We start from the raw sequence: 23,739 nt of genomic DNA, 5'->3' as shown, positions 1-23,739 counted from the left end.
TAGGTCGAATGATTTCCGTTTCAGATCGCCGGCCGCTTGCTCAGGCGAGCGGCGATCCCAACCAGCGTGTGCATGAGCCGCGCGAATGCGGGGCGTCGTTGTTCATGTTCCAGCGAGAGAAACGCGTCGTAGTGCGCGCGCGCGTCGCGGGTGTGCGGCAGATGCGAAAGAAGCAGCAGATGCATGTCGTTCTCCGGCACGAAGGTTCGTGCATGCGAGGCGGGCGCCGGAGAATCGATTGAATCGAACAGCGGTCGGCTTGCCTGCCTCAGGTGATGAAGGGGCGTTCTGGGTACATGGGCTGACTGTCACTGTCGGGCATGGCGGGCTCCCTGTTCGTCGATGAAACGCATCGCGCCGGCTCGTTGCGTCGGGCACGGCGCGGGTGTGGCGAAGTCCGGCGCAGCGAAGGGCAGCTGTCGAAACGGTATCGAACGTTCGCGGCGACGGGCGTACGCGGCGCTACACGCCACCTGCGTCACACGCGCACGCAGCCGCCGCGGCGAACGCAAGCCGATTGCGATACGCACAAGCGATACGCACACGGCAACGATCACGCGCGAACGCGCTGCGTCTGGGTGTCAAACCCAGAGACGTCAAACAGGATGCACGAAGGATGAGACTGCGACGCGCACCGTCTGCCTGCTGGCAAGACGGCGGCTAGATGAGGAAGGCGCGGACGTCTTGCCGTTCAGGCGGCGAAACTGTTCGAAAACGTACTACTGCAACTGTCCAAGGCAACGCCCCTCGAATTTCAAGATAAGAGAATTTTATGCCTGCGCGCGAAGCCAAGTCAATCGACTTTCTTAAGCAGAACGGAAATATGCGGCCCAGCGCACATCGCGCATGAGCACGTCGCGGACGCCCCCAAGGGCCAGCGCACCCCGTCGAACGGAGCCCCGCAGCGCCGCTGCGCATTTCGCCCGCCGCTTCCTATACTGGGATCAGCCGGAAGCACAAGGACTGGCCAAACGCGTTCAATAACGTCCGATTATTCATCCGGCTTTCAGATCGCCTGATAAAAGCTAACGAACGCGCCGCGATCAATGGAGGGAGACATGAGCCTGTCAGTCACGCATCCGGACGCGGGCGCCATCGGCGCGCCTGCACCGCATAAGCCGGCGCTGCGCTCGCTGGCGCTCGCGGCGCTGGGCGTCGTCTATGGCGACATCGGTACGAGCCCGCTGTACACGCTCCAGACCGTCTTCGAGCCGTCGAGCGGCCTGCCGCTCACGCCGCTGAACGTGATCGGCATTGTGTCGCTGATCTTCTGGTCGCTGACGGTGGTCGTGTCGCTCAAGTATGTCGCGCTGATCCTGCGCGCCAACAACCACGGCGAGGGCGGCATCATGGCGCTGCTCGCGCTGGCGGCGTCGTCGGTGGCGAACCGGCCGAGGCTGCGTCACGTGCTGCTCATCGTCGGCGTGATGGGTGCGTCGCTGTTTTACGGCGACAGCATCATCACGCCAGCCATCTCGGTGCTGAGCGCGGTCGAAGGTCTGGAAGTCGCCGCGCCGTTTCTGAAGTCCTGCGTGATACCCGTCACGCTGGCCGCGCTCGTCACGCTGTTCGTGATGCAGAAGCACGGCACGTCGGGGATCGGCGCGGTGTTCGGGCCCGTCATGGTGGTGTGGTTCGCCGTGCTGGCCGTGGTCGGCGTGAGCAACGTGATCGCCGCGCCCGCGATTCTCGCGGCGCTCGATCCCCTTGCCGGGCTGGCATTCTGCCTGCGTCACGAATGGCTCGCGTTCGTCGCGCTTGGCGCCGTGGTGCTGTCGCTGACGGGCGCCGAGGCGCTCTACGCCGACATGGGGCACTTCGGCGCGCGGCCAATCCGGCTCACGTGGTTCGGTCTCGTGTTCCCCGCGCTTGCGCTGAATTACCTTGGCCAAGGCGCGCTGCTGATCTCCGATCCCACCGCGCTGCAAAACCCGTTCTACCGGCTTTTTCCGCAATGGGCGCTGTATCCGATGATCGTGCTCGCGACGGTCGCCACCGTGATCGCTTCGCAGGCCGTGATTTCAGGCACCTACTCGATGACCAAGCAGGCGATGCAGCTCGGCTTCCTGCCGCGCATGAACGTCGTGTACACGTCGGAGCGGGAAATCGGCCAGATCTACGTGCCCGGCATCAACTGGACCTTGCTCGCCGCCGTGGTGGCGGCCGTGCTGGGCTTCGGCTCGTCGACGGCGCTCGGCTCCGCGTACGGCATCGCCGTGACGGGCACGATGCTGATCACGACGCTGCTGACCTTCTTCGTCGTGCGCTATGCATGGCATTACAACTGGCTGCTGTGCGTGTTCGCGACCGCGTTCTTCTTCGTGATCGACGCGATGTTCTTCTCGGCGAACCTGCTGAAGATCGTCGAAGGCGGCTGGTTCCCGCTGCTGATCGGCTTCGTGATGTTCACGATCATGGCGACGTGGGGCCGCGGATGGGAAATGATGCTCGCCGAAGCGCGCGTGCGCGCGGGCACGACGCCGCTGAAGACCTATCTGCACACGCTGCTCGCCCGCGACCCCGTGCGCGTCGACGGCACGGCGATCTTCCTGACGCCGAACCCCAACAGCGTGCCGCATGCCCTCGTCAACAACCTGATTCACAACCGTGTGCTGCACAGGCGCGTCGTGTTTCTCACGGTGAACAACGATGAAATACCGTGGGTCGCCGAACAGGAGCGCGTGAGTGTGACGCCCGTCTGCGAAGGCGGCTACCAGCTGACGATCCGCTACGGGTTCAAGGACGAAGTCGATCTGCCGAAGGCGCTCGAAGCGGCGAAGGCGCTAGGTCTCGACGTCGAGCCGTGCGAGGCGTCGTACTTCCTGAGCCGCGCGACGGTCGTGCCGACGCCGGGCGCGGGCATGGCGATGTGGCGCGAGCGGCTGTTCGCGGTGATGCTGCATAACGTCGGCAACGTGGCCGCGTATTTCAAGCTGCCTGCCAATCGCGTGATCGAAGTCGGCGCGCGCGTCGAGATATGACGCGGCGGCGCAGCGGCGCCGCGCGTGCGCGTCGCTGTCTCTGCGCCAGGTTACGCGCAACCGCGCGTCATCGAACGACGGGGTCCTTGTCGGGCGGTCCCTCCGGGCGTTGCGGCTCGTCGTTGTGATGACCCGGCGACGGCGGCGTGAGCGGGTCGCCTTCAGGGTCGCGCGTCGGATCGGCGTGCGGGTCGGGAATCGGAGTGGTATGCATAGTGACCTCGTGGCGTTGTCGTCGTGTAGCGTGGCGTTGCATGGCGGGCGTGGACGGATTCGCGCTGCTCGGGCGGCAGGGTTCGAAGCATCCTGCTCTCACTAGCGTAGGCGATGACGGGCGACGCTGCTGACGCGATCGGCCGTGTTTCGCTGCGGCGCCCGGATCGCTGATTCAATGCCCGGCCTTGCGTGGGCGCTGCCGGTCGACGGCCACCCGCCAGTAGCGCTCGGGGGCGAACACGTCGTCGTAGCCGCCGGGGCCGAAAGCGCGCAACTGGCTCTCGTACGCCGACACCGCCTCGCGCTTGAGCCATGCCTGACGTTCGCGGTCGAGCGTGTGATCGGCGGCAGGGCTGGCCGGCGTCGCGACGATGCCGCGCTCCGTCAGATCGACCAGCCGTTGCTGCACGAGCCCCGGGATCGGCCGGTAGATCGCTTCCTCGTACGCGAACCATTCGAGGTGCAGCAGGCGCGGCAGGATCTCGCAGCACGCTTCGAACACGCGGCCGTGATCGTCGTGAAAGAGGCCGAGCGGCATCAGCAGCGTGTTGGCCGTCGAGCCGTAGATCGCTTCTTCCAGCGCGGACGCGAGCCGGCTGATCGACGGCGAATCGCCGTACTGCGCGTCGCGAAACGGCAGCCGCACGGGAATGGCGTCGAGCACGGACAGCGCGTTGTTGTCCTCGACAGTGCGCGCGCGGATCGATTCGTGCGCGCTTGCGAAGCCTGCTTTCCCGTCCCATTCGGTGTGCATGTCCTGCTCGGGCGGCGCGGCGAACACGGTGCAGACGGCGGCATCGGCATGCGCGGCAAGCAGGGCGCCGCAACTGAAGACGGCATCGTCGAAATGCGGTGACACGATGAAAAGACGCGGGCTGGTTTCGCTCATGAGGTCCTGGCAAGAAGGCGGGCGGGTCGTGCGGCATGAGCGGGGGCGGGCCAACGTCGCTCCGCGGCATCGCGAAAGATGCATGGCTTCGAGGACAGCTTAGACCACCGGCGCAATGCCTGCTCGCCCGTTTTCGCGGTGCAGCAGTGTCGCAATCGGCATGCCCGGACGTCGCACACTCCTGTATTTCCTCACCTTTGGTTCGTCGCGCGCTCCCGGACCTTCTCACCCGAGCAGCCATCGTCGCGATCCGATCGGGCCGACAGGTCAGACGGTCAGACGGCCGAGCGCGTTGTCGGACTCGCGCAGTCGCGCGCGAGGTGCGGATGCTTTAGAGGCTGCGCAGGTCGTCGGGCGTATCCACGTCGCTCAGGATGCCGGGATCATCGACGTCGATGCGGTGCACCGCGTGCGTCGCGAACAGCGCCCGCGCGCCCGTGTCGCCGTCGAGCGCGAGCAGCGCGTCGCGATGCTCGATGCCGAAGCCGACGGGATGCCCGCGCTGTCCCCGATAAAAGGGCGCGACGATCGATGCGCCGGCGTCGACGGCCCGCGCAACGGCCTCGATGGTCGTCACAGCGATGCGCGGCATATCGGCGAGCGCGACGACCCAGCCATCGGCTTCGTCGCTTGCCTCGATCCCCGCCGCGAGACTCGCCCCCATGCCGCGCTCGGCGTCGGGGGAAAAGATCACGTGGCAGCCGGCGTCGTTGAGGACGCGGGCAAGCATTTCCGAGCCCGGACGCACGATTGCGATCACATAAGGCACGACGAGCAGCAGCCGATGCGCGGCTTCATGGGCGACGGGCGTGCCGTCCGGCAGACGCGAGAGGAGCTTGTTGTGGATGCCTTCCGGGTCGAAGCGCGTTCCGTATCCGGCGGCGAGGAGCACGCCGGTGGCGAGCGAAGCGTAAGCCATGGGCGGCACCAGATGGAGGAGTGAACAGTGATTGTGCGGCGCAACGGGGGACGCAGGCAAGGTGTTTGTTTTTTGCCTGTGGGCGCCGGACGATCCGTCGGCCGCCTGGATCACCGGAGATCGCGGCATCGAACCCCGCGTCGTCGCCGTTGCGGCTACGCGAGCGTGCAACTGTTCGACACGGAACTGGACGCTCCAATCGAACTGGTTTATTAAAAGTCGCACCCCTGATTAATTTCGAGAGTTGAACAATGCGAACCTGGTTGTTGTCGGCGCTTGGCGCCTGCCTGATCATGATGGCGCCGCTTCACGCGTCTTCCGCGCAGACGCGCATCACCGAACCCTACGCCCGCATGGTCGCGCGCGACGCGTACTTCTGGGCATGGCCCCTCGTCAACATCTACAACCGGCGCAAGGCCTTCGAGCAGGCGCCTGAGGTCGGCTTGATGAACGGTGTGCTTCCCTTCGCGCCTTTGAACCGGATGTCGATGCTGCATGACTACATCGAGCCCGATCAGCGCTGGGTCGCCTGTCCCAACCAGGACACCGTGTATGGCGCCGGCATCGCTGCACTCGACAAGACGCCTGTCGTGATCCAGGTGCCGGATTTCGGCAACCGGTTCTGGGTTTATCAGATTGTGGATCTCAGAACCGACAGCATCGCCGAGCTGGGCAAAATGTACGGCAGCAAACCCGGTTTCTATCTGATCGCGGGCCCCAACTGGAAAGGCACCGTGCCGAAGGGCATCCAGAAGGTGTTTCGCTCGACGACGGGAACGGCCTTTGTCGTTCCTCGCCTCTTTCAGGACGACACCGAACAGGACCGTCGCAAGGTGCAGGCGGTGATCGGGGGAATCGGCATGTATCCGCTTGCCGAATACGATGGCAAGGTCAAGTGGCGCGACTGGACGAAGCTGCCGCGCCTCGTGTCGCCGACGGCGGGCAACGGAAGCGGCGAGACGCAGTGGGTGTTCCCCGACACGTTCTTCGACGAGCTGCCCGCCGTGCTGCGAGACGCGCCACCCATGCCCGGCGAGGAAGCCAGATATGCAGAAGCGCTGGCCGTCGTGACGGCCGCGCAGAAAGATCCCGCCCTGAAGAAAGCGATCGTCGATGAGGCGGGCAAGGCCGACGCAGAGGTCGTTCGTCCCCTGCTGCAGTTCCAGAACTTCGGCCTGCCGCTGCCGTATCACTGGTCGACGATCGACAACGGCGCCGCGTTCGGCACCGACTACTTTACGCGAACGGCAGTCGCCAAATCCAACATCCTCGTCAACAAGGCGCGCGAGACGAAGTACTTCTATCAGGACCTGGATAGCGGCGGGCAGCGCCTGAATGGCGCCAACCGCTACACGATGACTTTCGGCGCGGGCCAGGCGCCGCCCGTCAGCGGATTCTGGTCGCTCACGCTCTACGACGCCGATCACTTCTTCGTCGAGAACGCCATCAAACGCTACTCGGTCGGGACGAAAACAAGGGATCTGCGCAAGGCAGCGGATGGCTCCGTGACCATCTACGTTCAACCCGACAAGCCTGCGGACCCCGCGCAGCGCGCGAACTGGTTGCCATCCCCCGCGAAGGGCGATTTCTCGCTCTATATCCGCACGTATGGACCGGCGCGGGCGATTGTGCAGGGAGCATGGACACCGCCTGCCGTGCGCAAGGTTCAGTAGCACGGCCTGCGATACCCGGTTCGCATCGAGCCGTCCCAAAGACCCGCCCTGGAGAAGCGATCTGTGGCGTGCCCCGCCGGCACAGGCATGCGATGCGACGCACAGGAACCGCTGACGGGTGCGCGTGTGCGGTACCCGTCAATCAAACCCTGACGGGCGCGATCACCTTGTCGAGCGTAATCGGCAGATCCCTCACGCGCACGCCCGTCGCGTGATATACGGCATTGCCGATGGCAGCCACCACGCCCGTGATCCCGATCTCGCCGATCCCGCGCGAACCCAGCGAGTTGATGTGCGGATCGGGCTCGTCGAGCACGACGACATCGAGCGTGCCGACATCCGCGTTCACAGGCACGTGATACTCCGCGAGATTGGCGTTGATGAAGCGGCCGTATTGCGCATCGAGCGTGGTCTGTTCTTCGAGCGCCGCGCCGATGCCCCATACGAGGCCGCCCATCAGCTGGCTGCGCGCCGTCTTCACGTTCAGCATCCGCCCGACGTTGTAGACGGCGGTGATCTTGGCCACGCGTATCGTGCCGAGGTCGGCATCGACGTGCACTTCGGCGAACACGGCGCCCCACGAATGGAACGAGTAGCGCTGCTTCTCGTCGCCGGGCTTCGTATCCGAGGTTGCTTCGATCGGCTGGCCGCCCGCGCGCGCCAGCACGGCCGCGATCGGGTCGCGCTTCGACGGGTCCGATCGGCTCGTCACCCAGCCGTTCTGCACGGTCACGTCGCCTTGCGACACGCCGAAGAGGGGCGAACCGCGATCGGCGAGCGCCATTGCGACGAGTTTGCCGCGCGCCTCGTCGCACGCGTCGCGCACGGCGGGCGACACGCTCGCGACCGACTGCGAGCCGCCCGACACGGGCGCCTTCGGCAGCGACGAATCGCCGAGTCCGAAGCGGATGTTCTCGGGCGCGATGCCGAGCGCATCGGAGGCGACCTGCGTCATCACGGTGTACGTGCCCGTGCCGAGATCCTGCGTGCCCGACACGACCATCGCCGTGCCGTCGGGCAGGATGCGCGCGATCGCCGACGCCTCGCTGCGATTCGCGGGATACGTCGCCGTGCCCATGCCAAGGCCGATCAGCGTATTGCCGTCGCGCATCGAACGCGGCTGCGGCTTGCGGCGCGACCAGCCGAAGCGCTCCGCGCCCACGGTGTAGCACTGGCGCAGCGCCTTGCTCGACCACGGCTTGTTTTCCTGCGGATCGGTTTCCGCGTAGTTCTTCAGGCGCAGCGCGAGCGGGTCCATGTGCAGCTGATACGACAGCTCGTCCATCGCCGTTTCGAGCGCCCACGAGCCCGTCGTTTCGCCCGGCGCGCGCATGAAGGTCGGCGTGCCCACGTTCAACTGCACGAGGCGGTGCGTCGTCACCTGGTTCGGCACGGCGTACATCATCCGTGTGACCATGCAGCAGGTTTCCGTCCAGTCCTCGATCGTCGACGTGTTCGAAAAGCTGTCGTGCCGCATGGCGGTGAGCGTGCCGTCGCGCTTCGCGGCGAGCACCATGTGCTGCTCGGTGAACGGCCGCCCGCCGACGGGGCCGAACATCTGCGGACGTTCCAGCGCGAGCCGCACGGGGCGTCCTGTCTGCCGCGCGGCCATCGCGCACAGCACCACGTGCGACCACGCGGAACCCTTGCTGCCGAAGCCGCCGCCGACGAACGGCGAGATCACGCGCACGTCGTCGGGCGAGATGCCGAGCGTCTTCGCCACCGCCGTGCGCGTGCCCGTCACGCCTTGCGTCGCGTCGTAGAGCGTCAGGTGCGGGCCGTCCCAGACGGCCATCGTCGCGTGCGGCTCCATCGGGTTGTGATGCTCCATCGGCGTCGTATAGACGGCATCGACGCGCACCGCGCCCGCCGCGAGCCCCGCGTCATAGTCGCCGCGCGACGTGTCGGTCTGCCGGCCCTGCGGCTTGTCCGGCGCGTGCGCGTTGGGCTTCGCCGCGTCGAAATCGAGCGCGGCTGGCTGCGCGGCATACGTGATGCGCAACTGGCGCGCGGCGTCCGTCGCATGTTCGAGCGTATCCGCGACCACGACGGCGACGGGCTGGTTGTTGTAATGAACCTGGTTGTCCTGCAGCAGCGACAGATGCCGTCCCGCCGGCGGCGCGAGCGCGGGCCGCCCGTTGTTCGGCAGCCGCGGCGCGTTCTGATACGTCATGACGAGCAGCACGCCGGGCAATGCCGACGCGCGGCTCGTATCGATCGACGCAATCGTGCCGCGCGCGATCGTGCTGGTGACGAGCACGCCGTGCGCAAGACGCGCTTGCGGAAATTCGGCCGCGTAGCGCGCTTCGCCCGTGACCTTCAGCAGACCGTCAGTGCGGTCCAGAGGATGACCGATCATCGTGCTCATGCGACACCTCCCGAACGTCCCGCTGCCTGATTGACTGCGCGCACGATTGCGTTTTGCGCGAGCTGCACCTTGAAGACGTTGTCGCGCTGCGGCCGTGCCTCGCTCAACGCGGCGGCGGCTGCGTTGCGCAGCGTGGCGTCGTCGAGAGGATGGCCCGTGAGCATCTGTTCGGCGGCCGTCGCGCGCCACGGTTTGTGCGCGACGCCGCCTAGCGCGATGCGCGCGCTGCGCACGTCGTTGCCGTCCATCTGCAACGCGGCCGCCACGGACACGAGCGCGAACGCATAGCTCGCGCGGTCGCGCACTTTCAGGTAATGCGCGTGCTCGCTGTAGATGGGCGGCGGCAGATCGACGGATGTGATCAGTTCGCCCATGCGCAGTGTGGTATCGAGATCGGGCCGTGCTTCGGGCAGCCGGTGAAACTCGCCGAACGGAATCACACGTTCGCCTTGCGGCCCGCTCACGCGCACGGTCGCGTCGAGTGCTGCGAGCGCCACGCTCATATCCGACGGATTCACGGCGATGCACTGGTTGCTTGCGCCGAGAATCGCGTGCGTGCGGTTGTGGCCGCTGATCGCGGCGCAGCCGCTGCCCGGCTCGCGCTTGTTGCAGGCGGTGAACGCGGTGTCGTAGAAGTACGGGCAGCGCGTGCGCTGCATCAGGTTGCCGCCGACGGTCGCCATGTTGCGCAGCTGCGCCGACGCGCCCGCGAGCAGCGCCTGCGACAGCAGCGGATAGCGCTCGCGCACGAGGGCATGGTTCGCGGCGTCGCTGTTGCGCACCAGCGCGCCGATGCGCAGGCCGCCGTCCGGCAGCGTCGACACGACATCGAGCCCCTGGATGCGCGTGATATCGACGAGCTTGACGGGGCGCGTCACGCCGCCCTTCATCAGGTCGAGCAGATTGGTGCCGCCGCCGATGAACATCGTGCCCGGCTGCTGCGCGGCGCGCACGGCGCCGGAGATGTCGCTGGCGCGTTCGTAGGAGATCGCATCCATGATGGCCTCCTTTAAGCGACGTCGCTCGTCTTGATGACGAACGTGGTGTAGGTGTCGCCCGTGCCCGCGCCGACCGTGCCGCGATGCGCGGACTGCACGGCGGCGACGATGTTCACGTACGCGCCGCAGCGGCAAATGTTGCCGCTCATGCGCTCGCGGATTTCCTCGTCGGTCAGTTGCGGCGGGCGTCGGCGCACGTCCGCCGTGACCGTGCTGGCCGTGCCGGCGTCGAATTCCGACAGCAAAGCGGTCGCCGAACAGATTTGCCCCGGCGTACAGTAGCCGCACTGAAACGCGTCCTGCTCGATGAACGCGCGTTGCACCGGGTTCAGCGTGCCGTTGCTGGCGAGCCCTTCGATCGTCGTGATGGCTTCGCCTTCGTGCATCACGGCGAGCGTCAGACACGAGTTGATGCGGCGTCCGTTGGCGAGCACGGTGCACGCGCCGCATTGGCCGCGGTCGCAGCCTTTCTTCGTGCCCATGAGCCCCGCGTACTCGCGCAATGCGTCGAGCAGCGTGACGCGCGGTTCGAGTTGCAGCGCGTAATCGCGTCCGTTGATGTTGAGCTTCACGGTCCGCGCGGGCACCGTTGCGCGCGCAACGCTCTGGCTTGCGGGCGGGGTTTGCGTCTGCGCGTGAGCGTGTGGCGCGGCGCCGACGGCCGCCACTGCCGCCGCCGATTGCAGGAAGCGGCGGCGCGAACTGCTGGAAGGCGTGGTGTCGTGGTCGTCGTGGGTGTCCGTGTCGCGATGCGGGCAGCCACCCTGACAGTCGATATCGTGGGACATGATGTTCTGCTTGCTCCATATAGGTTCGATGCAGACTTGCACGGCGTCGAACCCATAGCAGGTGTTCGCTGCATGGCAAGCCTTGTCGATGAGCAATTTCGATGCCGCTCGCGCGAAACACATTGCGAAAACACGATCAGACGCGAACGCGGCCGCCAGCATCGACAGACGATGCACTGACACGCGCGATGCCGCGCTGACAAGCGGCGCACGCGACGCGCCATCGCTTTACGTTTTGCTTGACGCGCGGCGGACGAATGCGCGCCGCGTATTTCGCGTATCGCAAGCGAATCTTCATCGTGGCACAGCGTGCGGGACGCGGACGTGACGCGAACATGGCGCGAAGATGGCGCGGCGATGTCGCACGCGAGCGCTTGCGCCGGTGCTTCATTCAGCGCTTCGTCCAGCGCCGCCATGAACAGGCTTTCAACAACAAAAAACGCGCCCTGAAGTTCAAGGCGCGTTTTGTTCGAATGCGGTCCGAAGCGTGTGGCTCGTTCAGTCGATGCCATGAAACACGGCGTCGTCCGGTCCGAGATACGTAGGAGGACGCCATGCGGCGTCGCGCATCGAATGCTGCACCAGCTTCTCGACGCCGAGCAGCACCGCGAAAATCGCCATCCGCACGGGAATGCCGTTGTCCGTCTGACGGAAGATCGCGAGACGCGAATCGTGGTTGAGGTCGGTGCTCAGGTCGTTCGCGCCGGGGCGGCTGTCGCGCGGCAGCGGGTGCATGATCAGCGTGTCCGGGCCGCACGCGGTATCGACGAGCGCCTGGTTGATCTGGAAGTCGGGCGTGTAGCCTTCGAACGATTCGTCGGCGAAGCGCTCCTTCTGGATGCGCGTCGCGTAGACGACGTCCGCGCCGCGCAGGCCGTTCTTCAGGTCGCTGGTCTGCTCGACCACGTGGCCGTTGCGCGAAATCTGATCGACGATGTACGCGGGCATTTCGAGCGAGTGCGGCGAGATCAGCGTGAATTTGATGCCGCGATACAGCGCCAGCAGCTTGACGAGCGAATGCACCGTGCGTCCGTACTTCAGGTCGCCGACCAGCGCGATATGCGCGCCGTCGACGATCTTGCCCAGACGCGAGAACTCGCGCTGGATCGTGTACAGGTCGAGCAGCGCCTGGCTCGGATGCTCGCCGGGGCCGTCGCCGCCGTTGATGACGGGAATGTTGGTGGCGCGCGCGAATTCGGCCACGGAGCCTTGCTCCGGATGACGGATCACGAGGGCGTCGACGTAGCCGGCCATCACGCGGCTCGTGTCGTAGATCGACTCGCCCTTGGCCATCGACGAGAACGTGAAGCCCGTCGTGTCGCACACCGAGCCGCCGAGGCGGCAAAACGCCGCGCCGAAGCTCACGCGGGTTCGCGTGCTGGCCTCGAAAAACAGGTTGCCGAGCACGGCGCCTTCGAGCACGCGCGAGATTTTCCGGCGGCGCGCGATCGGCTGCATGATGTCGGCGACGCGGAACAGGGCTTCGACGGAATCGCGCGAAAACTGGTCGACGGACAGCAGTTGCGGCTTGCCTTCGAACAGCATCTGGCTGGCGAGCGACTGCGAATCTACGCTCTGCGTATGCTTTTCGGCGGGTGCGCCATTCACGACGATTTCCGACACGAAACGCTCGACGATGTCCGGCATCGCGCGCGATTCCTGCGAGTCGTCGGGCAGCAGCCACGTGTCGAGCGCCCGCTTGGACACGCCGATGCGCGCCGCGAAGCCGTCGCGGGTGAGGTTCAGACGCCGCATCGCGTCACGGAGAAAGGCCTGTTGCGGGACGCTCATGGGCTGCCTCTTTTCGTCGGGAGATTGACTGGATATACGCGATGCGTATATTAATTCGCTGAGCGGGGAAGTCAAGGGATTTCGCGCCGAACCGGCAACGTCACAGGCAAACCGGCTGCGAGACGCTCCTGACGCTGAGCCATCGCGGCCCGATCGCAGGCAACGTCTCGCTGGATGCGCCGCTTGCGCCCACGTCCGGGCAGCGAGCGCGGCGGTGCTTGTCAGGCGGCGTTCAGGCCGCCGTCATGCGCGTCTGCAGCAGTTCGCTGAACGCATCGGCTGTGAGCGGCTTGCCGAGCAGAAAGCCCTGCATTTCGTCGCACTGCAGGTCTTTGAGCTTGTCGAGCTGCGACGCCGTCTCGACGCCTTCCGCGACCACATCCATTTCCAGCGAGTGCGCGAGCGCGATGATTGCCTGCACGATCGCGCTGCCTTCATGGCCGTCGGCGTCGAGCCCGTTGGTGAAGAAGCGGTCGATCTTCAGCTGCTTCACGCGAAAGCGCTGCAGATAGGCGAGGCTCGAGTAGCCGGTGCCGAAATCGTCGATTGAAATTTCGAAGCCGCACTCCTGGAACTCGCGGATCATTTCGGTTGTCTTGGCCGCGTCCTGCATCGCGACCGTTTCCGTGATCTCGAACATGATCTGACTGCATTCGACGCCTTCCTCGCGCACGATGCCGAGCGTCTTCGCGACGAGATCGGGCTGGGCCATCTGGCGCGGCGACAGGTTGATCGCGATCTTCGTCGGCGGCAGGCCTGTCGTTTCCCAGCGGCGAATCTGGCGGCAGGTTTCGCGCACGACCCAGTAGCCGATCTGGACGATCTGGCCCGAGCGCTCGGCGATCGGGATGAAATCCATCGGCGCGAGCACGCCGATCTCGGGATGATTCAGGCGGATCAGCGCCTCTGCGCCTGCCACTTCGCCGCTGTCGCCGCGGAACTTCGGCTGGAAGTGCAGCGAAAAATAGCCGTTGCCGAGCGCCTCGTGCAGCGCGCTCTGGATTTTCAGCGTGCGCATCGCGGCTTCGTTCATGTGCGCCTCGAAGAAGCGATACGTGCTGCGGCCGCCGCGCTTCGCCTCGTACATGGCGGCGTCGGCGTGCTTGAGCAGTTCGTCGACGGAGTCGCCGTTCTGCGGATACAGCGCAATGCCGATGCTCGGCATGATCTGCAGCGTCTGGCTTTGCGTGCTGATGCCGCTGCGCATCCGTTCGAGCACGCCTTCCGCCATTTTCTCGGCCTCCTGCGGCGCGCCCAGGTTTTCGGCCAGCACCACGAATTCGTCGCCGCCAAGACGCGCGACGGTATCGACGCCGCGCACGCATTGCCGCAGGTTGTGCGCGAACGCCTTGAGCACTTCGTCGCCGAACGCATGGCCGAGTGAATCGTTGATCGTCTTGAAGCCGTCGAGATCCATGAAGAGAATCGCGAAGCCGCGATGGCTGAGCTTCGACGCCCGAATCGCGCGCTCGATGCGCTCGGTCAGCGTGCGGCGGTTGGGCAGATCGGTGAGCGTGTCGTAGGTGGCCAGGCGCACGATCTGGTTGTTCAGCGTCGACACCGAGCCCGCGAGGAACGTTGTGCGCGCATCGAAGCGCGACAGGATCAGCGTGACGATCAGAATGGCGAACGTGAACAGAATGATCGTGGTGGCGAGCCACTGCGCGTTGACGCCGCGCGCGGCGCCGCAGATCGAGCCGGGCAGGAAGTCGGCGGCCGCCATGCCCGTGTAGTGCATCCCCGTGATCGCGATGCCCATCACGCCCGCTGCGCCGATGCGCTTGAGCAGCACGCGATGCTGGGTCGAATCGCGCAGCGTGTGCGCGATCCACAACGCGGCGATGGAGGCCGCGATCGCGATGGCGATCGACGCGGCGAACAGCGCGGGACGATAGTGGATGCCCGGCTGCATCTGCATGGCGGCCATGCCGGTGTAATGCATGCCCGCGATGCCGACGCCCATCAGCACGCCGCCCAATGCGAGGCGCCGCGCCGAGAGCCGCGCGCGCGCCACCTGCACGAGCGCGAAGTACGACACGACGATGGCGATGCCGAGCGAGCAAGTGGTGATCGCGAAGTCGTAGCCGAGGGGAATCGGCAGCGAGAAAGCGAGCATCGCGATGAAGTGCATCGACCAGACACCCGTGCCCATCGCGGCCGCGCCGCCGACGAGCCACAGATGGCGCATGCGTGCCGATGCCATCGTCGAGATGCGTCCGGCCAGGTCCAGCGCCGTGTACGAAGCCAGTGTTGCGACGGCAAGCGACACGACAACCAGACCCAGATCGTAAGTGCTCTGCATGTCAGTTCCGTCGCGAAAGAGATTTTCCTCGACGGGTTAACGGCACGCTATTTAAAAAATTGAGCGGGACTTTGAAATGTCATTCAGAAACTTTTTTAATCCATTTCGGCGCATTTCATTTTGAAGCGTCGTAATCGCATGAAATCGACGGCTGAAAGAAATGGAAGAGATTTCATTAAGGCAAACGTAAAAGCCCAGGGTTCTTGTTGCATTTACGCACCGTTAGCCGAGGCCTGCGTTTGCAGCGCGAAGCCTTCGTCCAGCCAGCCGGTCACGCCGCCGATCATGATTTTCACAGGGCGGCCGAGCTGCGCGAGCCGGATTGCGCCGCGCGTGGCGCCATTGCAATGCGGACCGGCGCAATAGGTAACGAATAGCGTATCGGCCGGATATTCGCGCAATTTCGATTCGACGATTTTCCGATGCGGCAGATTGATTGCCCCCTGAATATGACCATGCGCGAATAGTTCGGGGCTGCGCACGTCGAGCAGCACGAAGTCCGCGCTGCCCGACGCAAGGCTGTCGGAGACATCCCAGCAGTCGGTCTCGAAGCGCAGCGACGACTCGAAGTGCGCGAGTGCATCCGCGCTGGCGGCGGCGGGCACGGCACTCACGATGGAACGGGTGGGGGTGGACATGCGGTTCTCCCGGTGTTTCGTTGACGATGCGTCGATTATCGGCAGCGAAAGGAGCGGGCGTAAGTGGCGCGATCGACAACAACCGGTAACATCGCGCCACGCGAGCGTCAGCGGGACGGCGGCACGTCGCGCGTGGGCAAATCGTCCAGCCAGCGGCGGACATGGCGAACGGTATCGCCGTAAAACGTGCGATAAAGCTCCTTCGAAACATAGCCGATGTGCGGCGTCGCCAACGCGTTGGGCAGCCTGCGAAGCGGATGATCGGGGGCGAGCGGCTCGGTGTCGTAGACATCCACGGCGGCGCCCGCAAGGCGGCCCGTTTCGAGCGCGTCGACGAGCGCGGCCGTGTCGACAATCGGGCCGCGCGACGTGTTGACGAGGCGGCTCGTGCGCTTCATGCGCGCGAATTCCGGCGCGCCGACGAGATGATGCGTGCGCTCGCTCAACCGCACGTGAATCGACAGATAGTCGGATGTGGCGAAGAGTTCGTCCTTCGTCGCGTACTTCACGCCGTGTTGCGCGGCCGTGTCCGGCGTGAGGTTCTGACTCCACGCAACGACGTTCATGCCGAACGCCTGCCCGATCTTGCCGACAGCCGACCCGACGCGGCCCAGACCGAGCAGGCCGAGGGTTTTGCCGGCCAGTTCGTCGCCGACCGAAATCTGCCAGCCGCCGCTGCGCAACGACTGATGTTCCTGCGGAAGGTTGCGTGCCATTGCCAGAATCAGCGCCCAGGTGAATTCGATCGTGGGTGTCGACGCGTAGCCGGTGTGCAGAATCTCGATGCCGAACTCGGCGGCGGCCGCCTCGTCGATCGACGCGTTCCACGTGCCCGTCGATACGATCAGCTTCAGACCAGCAAGGCGCGCGAGGATGTGTCGCGGCAACGGCGTGCGTTCGCGCATCACGCAGACGATATCGAAAGGCAGCAGCCGGGCGATGACGTCATCGTCGGTAGCGACGTGATCGTTGAACACGGTAAGGTCGACGCGTTGGTCGAGTGAAGACCAGTCGGCCATCTCGCGGCTGACGTTCTGATAGTCGTCGAGAATGGCGACCTTCATGCGGGACTGCGTTGTCATGGGAAAGCAACTCCTGATGGACGAAAGGGTGAAAGTCCGGCGACATCTGCGCTGCGCGGCAGACTTCGCAGCGGACTTCATGTAGGCAGATGACGCGAGCGCACGGAATGCCGTCGCCAGCACGCGTCGTGTTGCAGCCATCAGACTAAACGCATGTCACCGTAAAGATCGCGGCCTCGCAGGGAGAATATGTTTTTCATTTTGAGCCGCCAATCGCGCCTGCCGCCGGGTCGCATTCGATGCGGGCGGAACGTTCGACGCCGCTAACTTTTGCCTAAATATCCGCTTCTACAGTATCGCCATCGTCACTCTTTTGGCGCGAGGCGGATCATGAACGGAAAGGCCAAACCTCTCGAAGCTTACGAAGCACACTTCAACAAGGCAGCGTTGCCTCATGTCGGACGGCGCATCGGCTGGCTGGCGGCGGCTGTCGTCTTTATCGGCCTGCTGATTGCAGTGAGAGTCACGGCGATGCCGCCCGTCGTGCTCGCGAACAATCCGGATTGTCTTCGCGACGTCGCGCGCGACGAACACACGAGCGTCGCCGACATGTTCCGGAATTCCTTCGGGCAAGGCGCGCTGAACCGGGCTTCCATCGTCTGCTCGCAAGCGCCTGGCGCGTCATAGGCGCGCTGGGCGAACCCAAACGCATCACGGCGATTGCACGCACGCGTGGCGCGATTGCCAATCTCCGGTAACATCGCGCCATGCAAGATCATCTCGTTGCGGCGCTCGTCTACGACCGCCTGTGCACCTTCGAATTCGGCTGCGTGACCGAACTGTTCGCGCTCGAGCGTCCGGAACTCGGCGTCGAGTGGTATCGCTTTGCCGTGTGCGCCGTCGAGCCCGGGCCGATCCGCGCGGCGGGAGGCATCGTCATCGCGGCGCCGTACCGGCTGAAGATGCTCGAACGCGCATCGACGATCGTCGTGCCCGGCTGGCGTGATCCCGACGAACGGCCGCCCGAGGCGCTGCTGAAGAAAATCCGCGCGGCCGTCGGGCGGGGCGCGCGGGTCGCGTCGATCTGCTCGGGCGTGTTCGTGCTGGCGGCGGCGGGCGTGCTCGACGGCAAGACGGTCACGACGCACTGGCGCTACGCCGATAAGCTGCAGCAACGCTATCCGCAACTGCACGTGCAGCCCGATGCGCTCTATGTCGACGAAGGGCAGCTGATCACGTCGGCGGGTTCGGCTGCGGGGCTCGACATGCTGCTGCATCTCGTGCGGCGCGACTACGGCAGCGCGATTGCGAATCGCGTGGCGCAGCGGCTCGTCGTGCCGCCGCATCGCGAAGGAGGTCAGGCGCAGTTCGTGCCGCGCCCGATGCCGCACGACGACAGCGGCCGCCTCGCGCGTCTGATCGATTACGTGCGGGCCAATCCCGCGCACGCGCATACGCTGAAGTCGCTGGCCGCGCAGGCGGCGATGAGTCCGCGCACGCTGCAGCGGCAGTTTCGCGACGCGACAGGGATGGCGCCGTACGACTGGCTGATCCGCGAGCGCGTGGCTATCGCGCGCGAGCTGCTCGAGTCGCCTGCCGGCTTGCCGATGTCGCGCGTCGCGCAGATGGCGGGCTTCGGGTCCGAAGAATCGCTGCGGCGGCATTTCAGACGCATTGCGCTGACGAGTCCGGGCGCATACCGGAAGAAGTTCGGCGCGACGGGCGCGCGGTAGCGACGCTGCGCTATGCTGCCCGTGCCGACGGCGAATGTCGTCGATAAAGATGGAGGCGATCCGATGACAGCGGCTGCACACCACGCGCGCGACGCCGAAGCCGCGCGTCTGCTCGATCACGCGCCCCAGCGCGATGCCGATACCGTGATGTTCGCGCGCCTCGTCGGCGCGAAGCTTGCGAGCGGCGAAATCCTGCATCTGGGCCTGGCGCGCGCGGCGCTCCACGCATTGCTCGCGCGGCATTTTCCGGGTGCGACGCGCCCGCACGCCGTGCCCGAACGCATCGCCGCGAGCGGCCATCAGGCGTTTGTCGACGCGATGCGCGCGCTGCTGCTGCGGCACGAGGCCTTCTTTGCACCAGACAATGCCGACGCGCACTGTCTCGCGACGATCATCGCCAGCGCCTGTTTGCGGCCCGATCATCTGTGGCGCGATCTCGGCCTCGATGGGCGCGACGACGTGACGGCCATCCTGACGCGTCACTATCCGCAACTCGTCGCGCGCAACGTTGACGGACTGCGCTGGAAGAAATTGCTCGCGCGCGAACTGGCGCTCGAAGCAGGACGCGAGCCGGCACCCGCGCCCGGCTGTCCGGGCTGCGAGGATTACGGCTTCTGTTATCCGTCGCGCGACGGCGGCTGACGAAACGCTTGCGCGCGGACGTTCGCGCAGACCGGTCCGACGTTCATGCCGTCACTTGCTCAGCATGCGTGCGCGCATCGGCTTTAGCACGAACAGCGCGAGCAGTGCGGTGCCGATGTCCAGCGTGATCGCTACGCTGAACACGGGCACCCAGCTTCCCGCATGCTGATGCAGGAGCGCCGCGAGCGGCCCGCCGAAGATCGAGCCGATGCCCTGCGAGATGTAAAGCCAGCCGTAGTTCTCGGTGGCGTGGCGGGTGCCGAAAGTATCGGTGAGCGTGGACGGGAACAGCGAGAAGATCTCGCCCCAGCCAAAGAACACCACGCCCGAAAGCAGCACGAACAGCACGGCGTTGTCGCGCGTCAGGAGCCACAGCGCCATCGCAACACCTTCCAGCGCGAATGCGACGAACATCGTGTTTTCGCGGCCGAAGTGATCGGACACCCAGCCGAACAGCGGACGCGTCAGGCCATTCGTGAAGCGGTCGATGGTCAGCGCGAGCGGCAACGCGGCCATGCCGAACACGATGACCTTCGTGATGCCGAAGTCTGCCGCGAAGGTGGCCATCTGCGAGGTGACCATGAGACCCGAGGTGGACATCATCGTCATCATCGCGAACATCAGCCAGAAGAGCGGCGATTTGATCATCTGCGAAGGACGAAGGTTCGGCACACTCGAGGCCGCCTCAGCCGACGCTTTCGCCGGTGCCATATCGCGCGGTACGCGCAGGCCTTGCGACGCGACGAAGCCGACGATCGCGAACGCAATGCCGTAAATCCACAGCGTGGCGTCGATGCCGTGCGCCGCCAGCGATGCCGAGATCGGAAACGTCGTCACGATCGCGCCCATGCCGTAGCCCGCCGCCACCGCACCCGCGGCGAAGCCGCGACGGTCCGGGAACCAGCGCACCATCAGCCCGACCACGCCGACATACACGATGCCCGTGCCCAGACCGCCGACGAGACCGTACGTCAGATAGAGCATCGTTGTGCTCGTGGCCATCGACGCAAGCACCCAGCTCAGGCCCGACATCACCGTGCCGACCGAGATCAGGATACGCGGACCGAAGCGGTCGATGAGCTTGCCCTGAAACGGCGAAAAGAACGTCTGCAAGATGATGAGCAGAGAGAAGGTCACCTGCAATGCCGGCAGCGGCACGCCGAGTTTGGCCGACAGCGGCTTGGTCAGCAGTGTCCACACGTATTGCGGGCTTGAGATCGCCATCATGCAGAGCAGGCCGAGGCCGAGCTGAAGCCAGCGGTTATGTGTCGCGGCGGTGGGCGCGCTTGCTGCCGCCTCGTCGTGCATCGTCTGGATGCGTGTGTTCATATGCGTTCCCCGGTTGCGTTGCAAATCAATGAGACATGCCGTCGCCGTCCGGCGAAACACCGGACGGGACGATGAGACAACGTTCAATAGCCGATGCGTCATGAAGCTTTACCAGCCTGCGGCGGCGCCGTCGCTGCGTGGATCGCTTCCCGCCTCGAATAAACCATCAGGATGACGAACGATTGCGCCTGCGTGACCCATCGCTTCGTCGTAGGCGGGGAGCACTTCCACGTCGTGGCCGAGCGCGCGCAACGCGTCGATGGTCTGGGCGGGGAAGCGTGCTTCGAGCTTGAGCGAATCGGTGGACTGGCCCCAGGTGCGGCCAAGCAGCCAGCGCGGCGCATCGATCGCGGCCTGCGGATTCCAGCCGAATCGCGCGATGCGCGAGAACACCGCGCTTTGCGACTGCGGCTGGCCATCGCCGCCCATGTTGCCGTAGACCATCGTGCGGCCGTCGGTGAATTGGGCGAGCGCCGGATTGAGCGTGTGGAACGGGCGGCGGCCCGGCATCAGCGGATTGAGCGACGACGCATCGAGCGAGAAGCTGCAGCCGCGGTTCTGCCAGTTGATGCCCGAGTTCGGCAGCACGATGCCGCTGCCGAACTCGTAATAGATGCTCTGGATGAAGCTGACCGCGATGCCTTCGTTATCGATGACACCCATCCAGACCGTGTCGCCGGGGCCACGGCCTTTGCCCCACGGCGCGGCGTGCGACATCGACAGCTCGCTCGCCATCGCGTCGAGTGCCGCGTGCCCGAGCTGCGCAACGGGATCGATTCGCATATGGTCGGGATCGGTCACGTGTTGGTCGCGCACCCTGAAGGCGAGCTTGGTCGCCTCTACGCACGCGTGCACGAAATCCGGGCCGAGCGGGTCCATGTCGTCGGTGAGCACGCGATCCAGCACGCCGAGGATCAGCAGCGAGACGAGCCCTTGCGTCGGCGGCGGCATGTTGTAGACGGTGCCGAGCGTGTGCGTGAGCGCGAGCGGCGCACGTTCGCGCGCGCGATGCTGTTCGAGATCGTCGAGCGTGATGAGCGTTTCCAGCGACGCAAGATCGCTCGCGATGCTGCGCGCCAGATCGCCGCGATAGAAATCGTCGAGACCGGCATCGACGAGCTGTTGAAGCGTTGCGGCGAGACGCGCGTCGGCGAAGCGCTCGCCGCTGCGCGGTGCGCGCGAATCGGGCAAGAATGTCTGCGCGAAGCCGGCCACGTTTTCCAGTTCGCCGCGCTTGCTCGAAATGCATTCGGCGTGGCTGCGCGTGACGGGACTGCCGCGCTTCGCGTAATGGATGGCGTCTTCGAGCAGCCGCGCGACAGGCAAGCGGCCGCCGAGCGTGTCTTTCGAGAAGCGATGCGCGAAGTCCCAGCCGGACACCGTGCCCGCCACCGTGTTGGCCGCGAGCGGGCCGCGTGCGGGAATCGCGCTCAAGCCGAGTGCGCGATACGTGTCGATGTCGGCGCGCATCGCCGCCGCGCCGCACGCCTCGATGCCGACGGGCGCGTGACCGGGACGCGAGATCAGCCAGAAGCCGTCTCCGCCGATGCTGTTCATGTGCGGATACACCACCGCGATGGCCGCGGCGGCGGCGATCATTGCCTCGACTGCGTTGCCGCCTTCGCGCAGGACGGCGAGGGCGCTTTGTGACGCGAGCGAGTGCGGCGCGACGGCCATGCCGCGCGATCCGCGCGTGGGATTCAGTGTGTTGGCCGCGACGCGCGCGTGTTCCAGAAGCATTGACGTTTCCTTGTATACAACGGAAAGCGTCAACGCGAGATCCGTGCCAAGGTTTGGTGAAAACCCTGATGATGCTTGCGCGATAAGGCTTTGAGCGCGTTAACGTGGCAGCCGGAGTAACGGCCTGCGATGTCGTCAGATGGTGCGGCGAGGCCTTGCCGGTGCGTGCGCGGCCGCGTTGCGCCCTGTGGTGGTGCGCGCCGCGAGCAATCGCGCAAGGGTGAGACCGCGGACGCTCGCCTGGCTGCCGCCAATGTGACGCGAGACCAGTTCGACGCTCAAGGCGCCGTCGCCGCAGCGAATGGCGTCGAGGATGGCGGCATGCTCGTCGTAGGTCTCGGCGATGCCGTCGCCATGGACGAGATCGAGTCGACGCACGACGCGAATGCGGTCGGTGACGCGCTGCATCGTCGAGATGAGTTCGTCGTTGCCCGCGGCCGCGACCAGCGCATGGTGGAGTGCTTCGTCCAGTTCGACAAGCTTGCGGCCGTCGGTGATGCGCCGCGCGCGCCCGACTTTCCCGTCGAAGCGCTTGTTATCGATCGGTACGACTTCCCAGCCGCCGCGCACATAGCCTTGCATCAGACCATCGCCTTGCAGGCGCTGCAGCGCTTCCCGCGCGGGCGTGCGCGAGACCGCGAAGCGTTCGGCGATAGCGCCTTCCGTGAGCCGGTCGCCCGGCAGAAGATGCATATCGAAGATTTCTTCGCGCAGCGCGTAGTACACGCGATCCGCCCGCGAGAGCGTGGCGGGCGGCGCGATAACGGGAAGCAACTCGGGCGTCATGTTCAGCTTGATGTCTGGCATGACCGGAGAGCTTATCAAAGGACGGCAGCGCGAAAAAAAACGCACGCGTGCGACGTGCGGAGTAGTCAGGGCGCGTCGGCTTCGCTTTCGTCCTGTGCGAGCAATTGGCTGTCGGGCAGCCGGAAGGGCACGAGATCCTCCGAGTGATTGGCTTCCACCAGCCGGATCATCTGGAGCATGAACACATCGCGCTCGACGGGTGACAGATGCGCAATGGTGCGATCGTGCGCGCGCTGCACGGCGCCCGCCATTTTCCTGACCAGACGTTTGCCGGCGGGCGTGAGCTTGACGAGCCGCAGCCGCTTGTCATGTGCTGCTTGCGTGCGGGTCACGAGCCCGCGCGCGTTGAGTCGCGGGATGACTTCGGCGACGCTGGAGCGCTCGAGTCCGACTTCGATGGCAAGCGAGTTCTGATCCATCTCGCCGAGCGATTCCAGCGCGGTGAGCAGGCTGTATTGCACCGGCGTGATGTTGAATTCGCTCGTTTCCTGCACGAACAGGAACGTGTGGATCTGATGCATGCGGCGGATCAGAAAGCCCGGGCGTGAAAAGAGCGGCGAGCGCGCCTGCCGCTCGGCAAGCTCCGCACGGACGCTTTGAATGTCGATGTGATCGGTGACAGTGGTTCGCATATGAGCGATGCAGAAGAAAAAGGTCGAGCGCTTCAATGCGCATTCTAGGATGAATTCGTCATCCGTCGCAAATGTGAGGTACACCAACGAATCACCATAAGCATGCATTGCGCGTGCACATGGTGCGGGCGTGCTCCGGCGCCGTCCGAGTTGGTGCGAGGCCTCGACCCGAAATGCGTGGTACGGCACGCATTGTGGCTCAATGGCGCTTGTTAACCCGATGATTAAACACGAAAAATTCGACTATTCAGGCGGCGCTGAAAAACCGGCA

20 protein-coding genes are annotated in these 23,739 nt (G+C 65.3%); 5 read left to right on the top strand and 15 right to left on the bottom strand.

Features of this window, described 5'->3' with window-relative positions; genetic code table 11:
- Window positions 1–20 precede the first annotated feature (20 nt).
- Window positions 21–185 (bottom strand): hypothetical protein, encoded by a 165-nt coding sequence (locus H3V53_RS18380; RefSeq protein ID WP_336599177.1) that lies wholly within the window; start codon window positions 183–185, stop codon window positions 21–23.
- A gap of 873 nt (window positions 186–1,058) precedes the next feature.
- Here H3V53_RS18380 and H3V53_RS18375 point away from each other — a divergent pair.
- Window positions 1,059–2,981, top strand: a complete 1,923-nt coding sequence (locus H3V53_RS18375; protein ID WP_336599176.1) for a potassium transporter Kup — start codon at window positions 1,059–1,061, stop codon at window positions 2,979–2,981.
- A 67-nt stretch (window positions 2,982–3,048) separates the two neighbouring features.
- Here H3V53_RS18375 and H3V53_RS18370 read toward each other — a convergent pair whose 3' ends face one another.
- The 3 genes from H3V53_RS18370 to H3V53_RS18360 form a co-directional block, all read right to left on the bottom strand.
- Complete coding sequence (locus H3V53_RS18370; RefSeq protein WP_336599175.1) at window positions 3,049–3,195, bottom strand: hypothetical protein; 147 nt, start codon at window positions 3,193–3,195, stop codon at window positions 3,049–3,051.
- Window positions 3,196–3,369: 174 nt separating this feature from the next.
- Window positions 3,370–4,086 (bottom strand): PIG-L family deacetylase, encoded by a 717-nt coding sequence (locus tag H3V53_RS18365; protein WP_054924571.1) that lies wholly within the window; start codon window positions 4,084–4,086, stop codon window positions 3,370–3,372.
- Window positions 4,087–4,417: 331 nt separating this feature from the next.
- Window positions 4,418–5,005: a nucleotidyltransferase family protein gene (locus H3V53_RS18360; RefSeq protein ID WP_336599174.1), complete on the bottom strand. Its 588-nt coding sequence runs from the start codon at window positions 5,003–5,005 to the stop codon at window positions 4,418–4,420.
- A gap of 251 nt (window positions 5,006–5,256) precedes the next feature.
- Between H3V53_RS18360 and H3V53_RS18355 the strand changes: the two genes are divergently transcribed.
- The gene (locus H3V53_RS18355; protein ID WP_336599173.1) at window positions 5,257–6,678 is read left to right on the top strand and encodes a DUF1254 domain-containing protein; all 1,422 of its coding nucleotides are present in this window, start codon (window positions 5,257–5,259) and stop codon (window positions 6,676–6,678) included.
- A 142-nt stretch (window positions 6,679–6,820) separates the two neighbouring features.
- On the opposite strand, the gene H3V53_RS18350 is transcribed toward H3V53_RS18355, so the two are convergent.
- The 7 genes from H3V53_RS18350 to H3V53_RS18320 all read right to left on the bottom strand — a co-directional run bounded on the left by H3V53_RS18350 (window position 6,821) and on the right by H3V53_RS18320 (window position 16,645).
- Window positions 6,821–9,046 (bottom strand): xanthine dehydrogenase family protein molybdopterin-binding subunit, encoded by a 2,226-nt coding sequence (locus tag H3V53_RS18350; RefSeq protein ID WP_336599172.1) that lies wholly within the window; start codon window positions 9,044–9,046, stop codon window positions 6,821–6,823.
- Window positions 9,043–10,044, bottom strand: a complete 1,002-nt coding sequence (locus H3V53_RS18345) for an FAD binding domain-containing protein (protein WP_336599171.1) — start codon at window positions 10,042–10,044, stop codon at window positions 9,043–9,045. Before H3V53_RS18345 ends, H3V53_RS18350 begins: the two co-directional genes overlap by 4 nt.
- 11 nt (window positions 10,045–10,055) lie before the next feature.
- Window positions 10,056–10,832: a (2Fe-2S)-binding protein gene (locus H3V53_RS18340; protein WP_336599170.1), complete on the bottom strand. Its 777-nt coding sequence runs from the start codon at window positions 10,830–10,832 to the stop codon at window positions 10,056–10,058.
- Between the two features lie 498 nt (window positions 10,833–11,330).
- Window positions 11,331–12,623, bottom strand: coding sequence for an aspartate carbamoyltransferase (locus H3V53_RS18335; RefSeq protein ID WP_336599169.1), 1,293 nt, complete (start codon window positions 12,621–12,623; stop codon window positions 11,331–11,333).
- A gap of 232 nt (window positions 12,624–12,855) precedes the next feature.
- A complete protein-coding gene (locus H3V53_RS18330; RefSeq protein WP_336599168.1) occupies window positions 12,856–14,925 on the bottom strand; it encodes a putative bifunctional diguanylate cyclase/phosphodiesterase in 2,070 nt (689 codons plus the stop codon).
- Between the two features lie 212 nt (window positions 14,926–15,137).
- A complete protein-coding gene (locus H3V53_RS18325) occupies window positions 15,138–15,563 on the bottom strand; it encodes a rhodanese-like domain-containing protein (RefSeq protein ID WP_336599167.1) in 426 nt (141 codons plus the stop codon).
- A gap of 107 nt (window positions 15,564–15,670) precedes the next feature.
- Window positions 15,671–16,645, bottom strand: coding sequence for a D-2-hydroxyacid dehydrogenase family protein (locus H3V53_RS18320; protein WP_336599166.1), 975 nt, complete (start codon window positions 16,643–16,645; stop codon window positions 15,671–15,673).
- Between the two features lie 330 nt (window positions 16,646–16,975).
- On the opposite strand from H3V53_RS18320, the gene H3V53_RS18315 reads away from it, so the two are divergent.
- The 3 genes from H3V53_RS18315 to H3V53_RS18305 all read left to right on the top strand — a co-directional run bounded on the left by H3V53_RS18315 (window position 16,976) and on the right by H3V53_RS18305 (window position 18,960).
- On the top strand, window positions 16,976–17,272 hold the full coding sequence (locus tag H3V53_RS18315) for a hypothetical protein (RefSeq protein ID WP_336599165.1): 297 nt from the start codon (window positions 16,976–16,978) through the stop codon (window positions 17,270–17,272).
- 80 nt (window positions 17,273–17,352) lie between these two features.
- The gene (gene ftrA / locus H3V53_RS18310) at window positions 17,353–18,318 is read left to right on the top strand and encodes a transcriptional regulator FtrA (protein WP_336599164.1); all 966 of its coding nucleotides are present in this window, start codon (window positions 17,353–17,355) and stop codon (window positions 18,316–18,318) included.
- A gap of 63 nt (window positions 18,319–18,381) precedes the next feature.
- A complete protein-coding gene (locus tag H3V53_RS18305) occupies window positions 18,382–18,960 on the top strand; it encodes a nitrogen fixation protein NifQ (RefSeq protein ID WP_336599163.1) in 579 nt (192 codons plus the stop codon).
- A gap of 51 nt (window positions 18,961–19,011) precedes the next feature.
- On the opposite strand, the gene oxlT is transcribed toward H3V53_RS18305, so the two are convergent.
- The 4 genes from oxlT to H3V53_RS18285 form a co-directional block, all read right to left on the bottom strand.
- Entirely contained in the window at window positions 19,012–20,289 is a 1,278-nt protein-coding gene (gene oxlT / locus H3V53_RS18300; protein ID WP_336599162.1) for an oxalate/formate MFS antiporter, read from the bottom strand.
- A gap of 108 nt (window positions 20,290–20,397) precedes the next feature.
- On the bottom strand, window positions 20,398–22,029 hold the full coding sequence (locus H3V53_RS18295) for a gamma-glutamyltransferase family protein (RefSeq protein WP_336599161.1): 1,632 nt from the start codon (window positions 22,027–22,029) through the stop codon (window positions 20,398–20,400).
- Between the two features lie 135 nt (window positions 22,030–22,164).
- Window positions 22,165–22,836 carry a GntR family transcriptional regulator gene (locus H3V53_RS18290; protein WP_419539519.1) on the bottom strand — a complete coding sequence of 224 codons (672 nt, stop codon included), beginning with the start codon at window positions 22,834–22,836 and terminating at the stop codon, window positions 22,165–22,167.
- A 65-nt stretch (window positions 22,837–22,901) separates the two neighbouring features.
- The gene (locus H3V53_RS18285; RefSeq protein WP_054924553.1) at window positions 22,902–23,468 is read right to left on the bottom strand and encodes a MarR family transcriptional regulator; all 567 of its coding nucleotides are present in this window, start codon (window positions 23,466–23,468) and stop codon (window positions 22,902–22,904) included.
- Window positions 23,469–23,739: the final 271 nt, after the last annotated feature.

This window comes from Paraburkholderia bengalensis, assembly GCF_037126505.1.
Lineage (GTDB): Bacteria > Pseudomonadota > Gammaproteobacteria > Burkholderiales > Burkholderiaceae > Paraburkholderia > Paraburkholderia bengalensis.
The sequence above is the reverse complement of the archived record's forward strand: the minus strand, read 5'-3'. Positions and strand labels throughout refer to the sequence as shown.

Bases quoted from the DNA above. Each gene is read 5' to 3' on its own strand.
- H3V53_RS18360 (WP_336599174.1), bottom strand. From the start codon at position 5,005: ATGGCTTACGCTTCGCTCGCCACCGGCGTGCTCCTCGCCGCCGGATAC.
- H3V53_RS18325 (WP_336599167.1), bottom strand. From the start codon at position 15,563: ATGTCCACCCCCACCCGTTCCATCGTGAGTGCCGTGCCCGCCGCCGCC.
- H3V53_RS18305 (WP_336599163.1), top strand. From the start codon at position 18,382: ATGACAGCGGCTGCACACCACGCGCGCGACGCCGAAGCCGCGCGTCTG.
- H3V53_RS18375 (WP_336599176.1), top strand. From the start codon at position 1,059: ATGAGCCTGTCAGTCACGCATCCGGACGCGGGCGCCATCGGCGCGCCT.
- H3V53_RS18380 (WP_336599177.1), bottom strand. From the start codon at position 185: ATGCATCTGCTGCTTCTTTCGCATCTGCCGCACACCCGCGACGCGCGC.
- H3V53_RS18365 (WP_054924571.1), bottom strand. From the start codon at position 4,086: ATGAGCGAAACCAGCCCGCGTCTTTTCATCGTGTCACCGCATTTCGAC.
- H3V53_RS18340 (WP_336599170.1), bottom strand. From the start codon at position 10,832: ATGTCCCACGATATCGACTGTCAGGGTGGCTGCCCGCATCGCGACACG.
- H3V53_RS18290 (WP_419539519.1), bottom strand. From the start codon at position 22,836: ATGCCAGACATCAAGCTGAACATGACGCCCGAGTTGCTTCCCGTTATC.
- H3V53_RS18330 (WP_336599168.1), bottom strand. From the start codon at position 14,925: ATGCAGAGCACTTACGATCTGGGTCTGGTTGTCGTGTCGCTTGCCGTC.
- H3V53_RS18355 (WP_336599173.1), top strand. From the start codon at position 5,257: ATGCGAACCTGGTTGTTGTCGGCGCTTGGCGCCTGCCTGATCATGATG.
- H3V53_RS18295 (WP_336599161.1), bottom strand. From the start codon at position 22,029: ATGCTTCTGGAACACGCGCGCGTCGCGGCCAACACACTGAATCCCACG.
- H3V53_RS18315 (WP_336599165.1), top strand. From the start codon at position 16,976: ATGAACGGAAAGGCCAAACCTCTCGAAGCTTACGAAGCACACTTCAAC.
- H3V53_RS18350 (WP_336599172.1), bottom strand. From the start codon at position 9,046: ATGAGCACGATGATCGGTCATCCTCTGGACCGCACTGACGGTCTGCTG.
- H3V53_RS18370 (WP_336599175.1), bottom strand. From the start codon at position 3,195: ATGCATACCACTCCGATTCCCGACCCGCACGCCGATCCGACGCGCGAC.
- H3V53_RS18320 (WP_336599166.1), bottom strand. From the start codon at position 16,645: ATGACAACGCAGTCCCGCATGAAGGTCGCCATTCTCGACGACTATCAG.
- ftrA (WP_336599164.1), top strand. From the start codon at position 17,353: ATGCAAGATCATCTCGTTGCGGCGCTCGTCTACGACCGCCTGTGCACC.
- H3V53_RS18335 (WP_336599169.1), bottom strand. From the start codon at position 12,623: ATGAGCGTCCCGCAACAGGCCTTTCTCCGTGACGCGATGCGGCGTCTG.
- H3V53_RS18285 (WP_054924553.1), bottom strand. From the start codon at position 23,468: ATGCGAACCACTGTCACCGATCACATCGACATTCAAAGCGTCCGTGCG.
- oxlT (WP_336599162.1), bottom strand. From the start codon at position 20,289: ATGAACACACGCATCCAGACGATGCACGACGAGGCGGCAGCAAGCGCG.
- H3V53_RS18345 (WP_336599171.1), bottom strand. From the start codon at position 10,044: ATGGATGCGATCTCCTACGAACGCGCCAGCGACATCTCCGGCGCCGTG.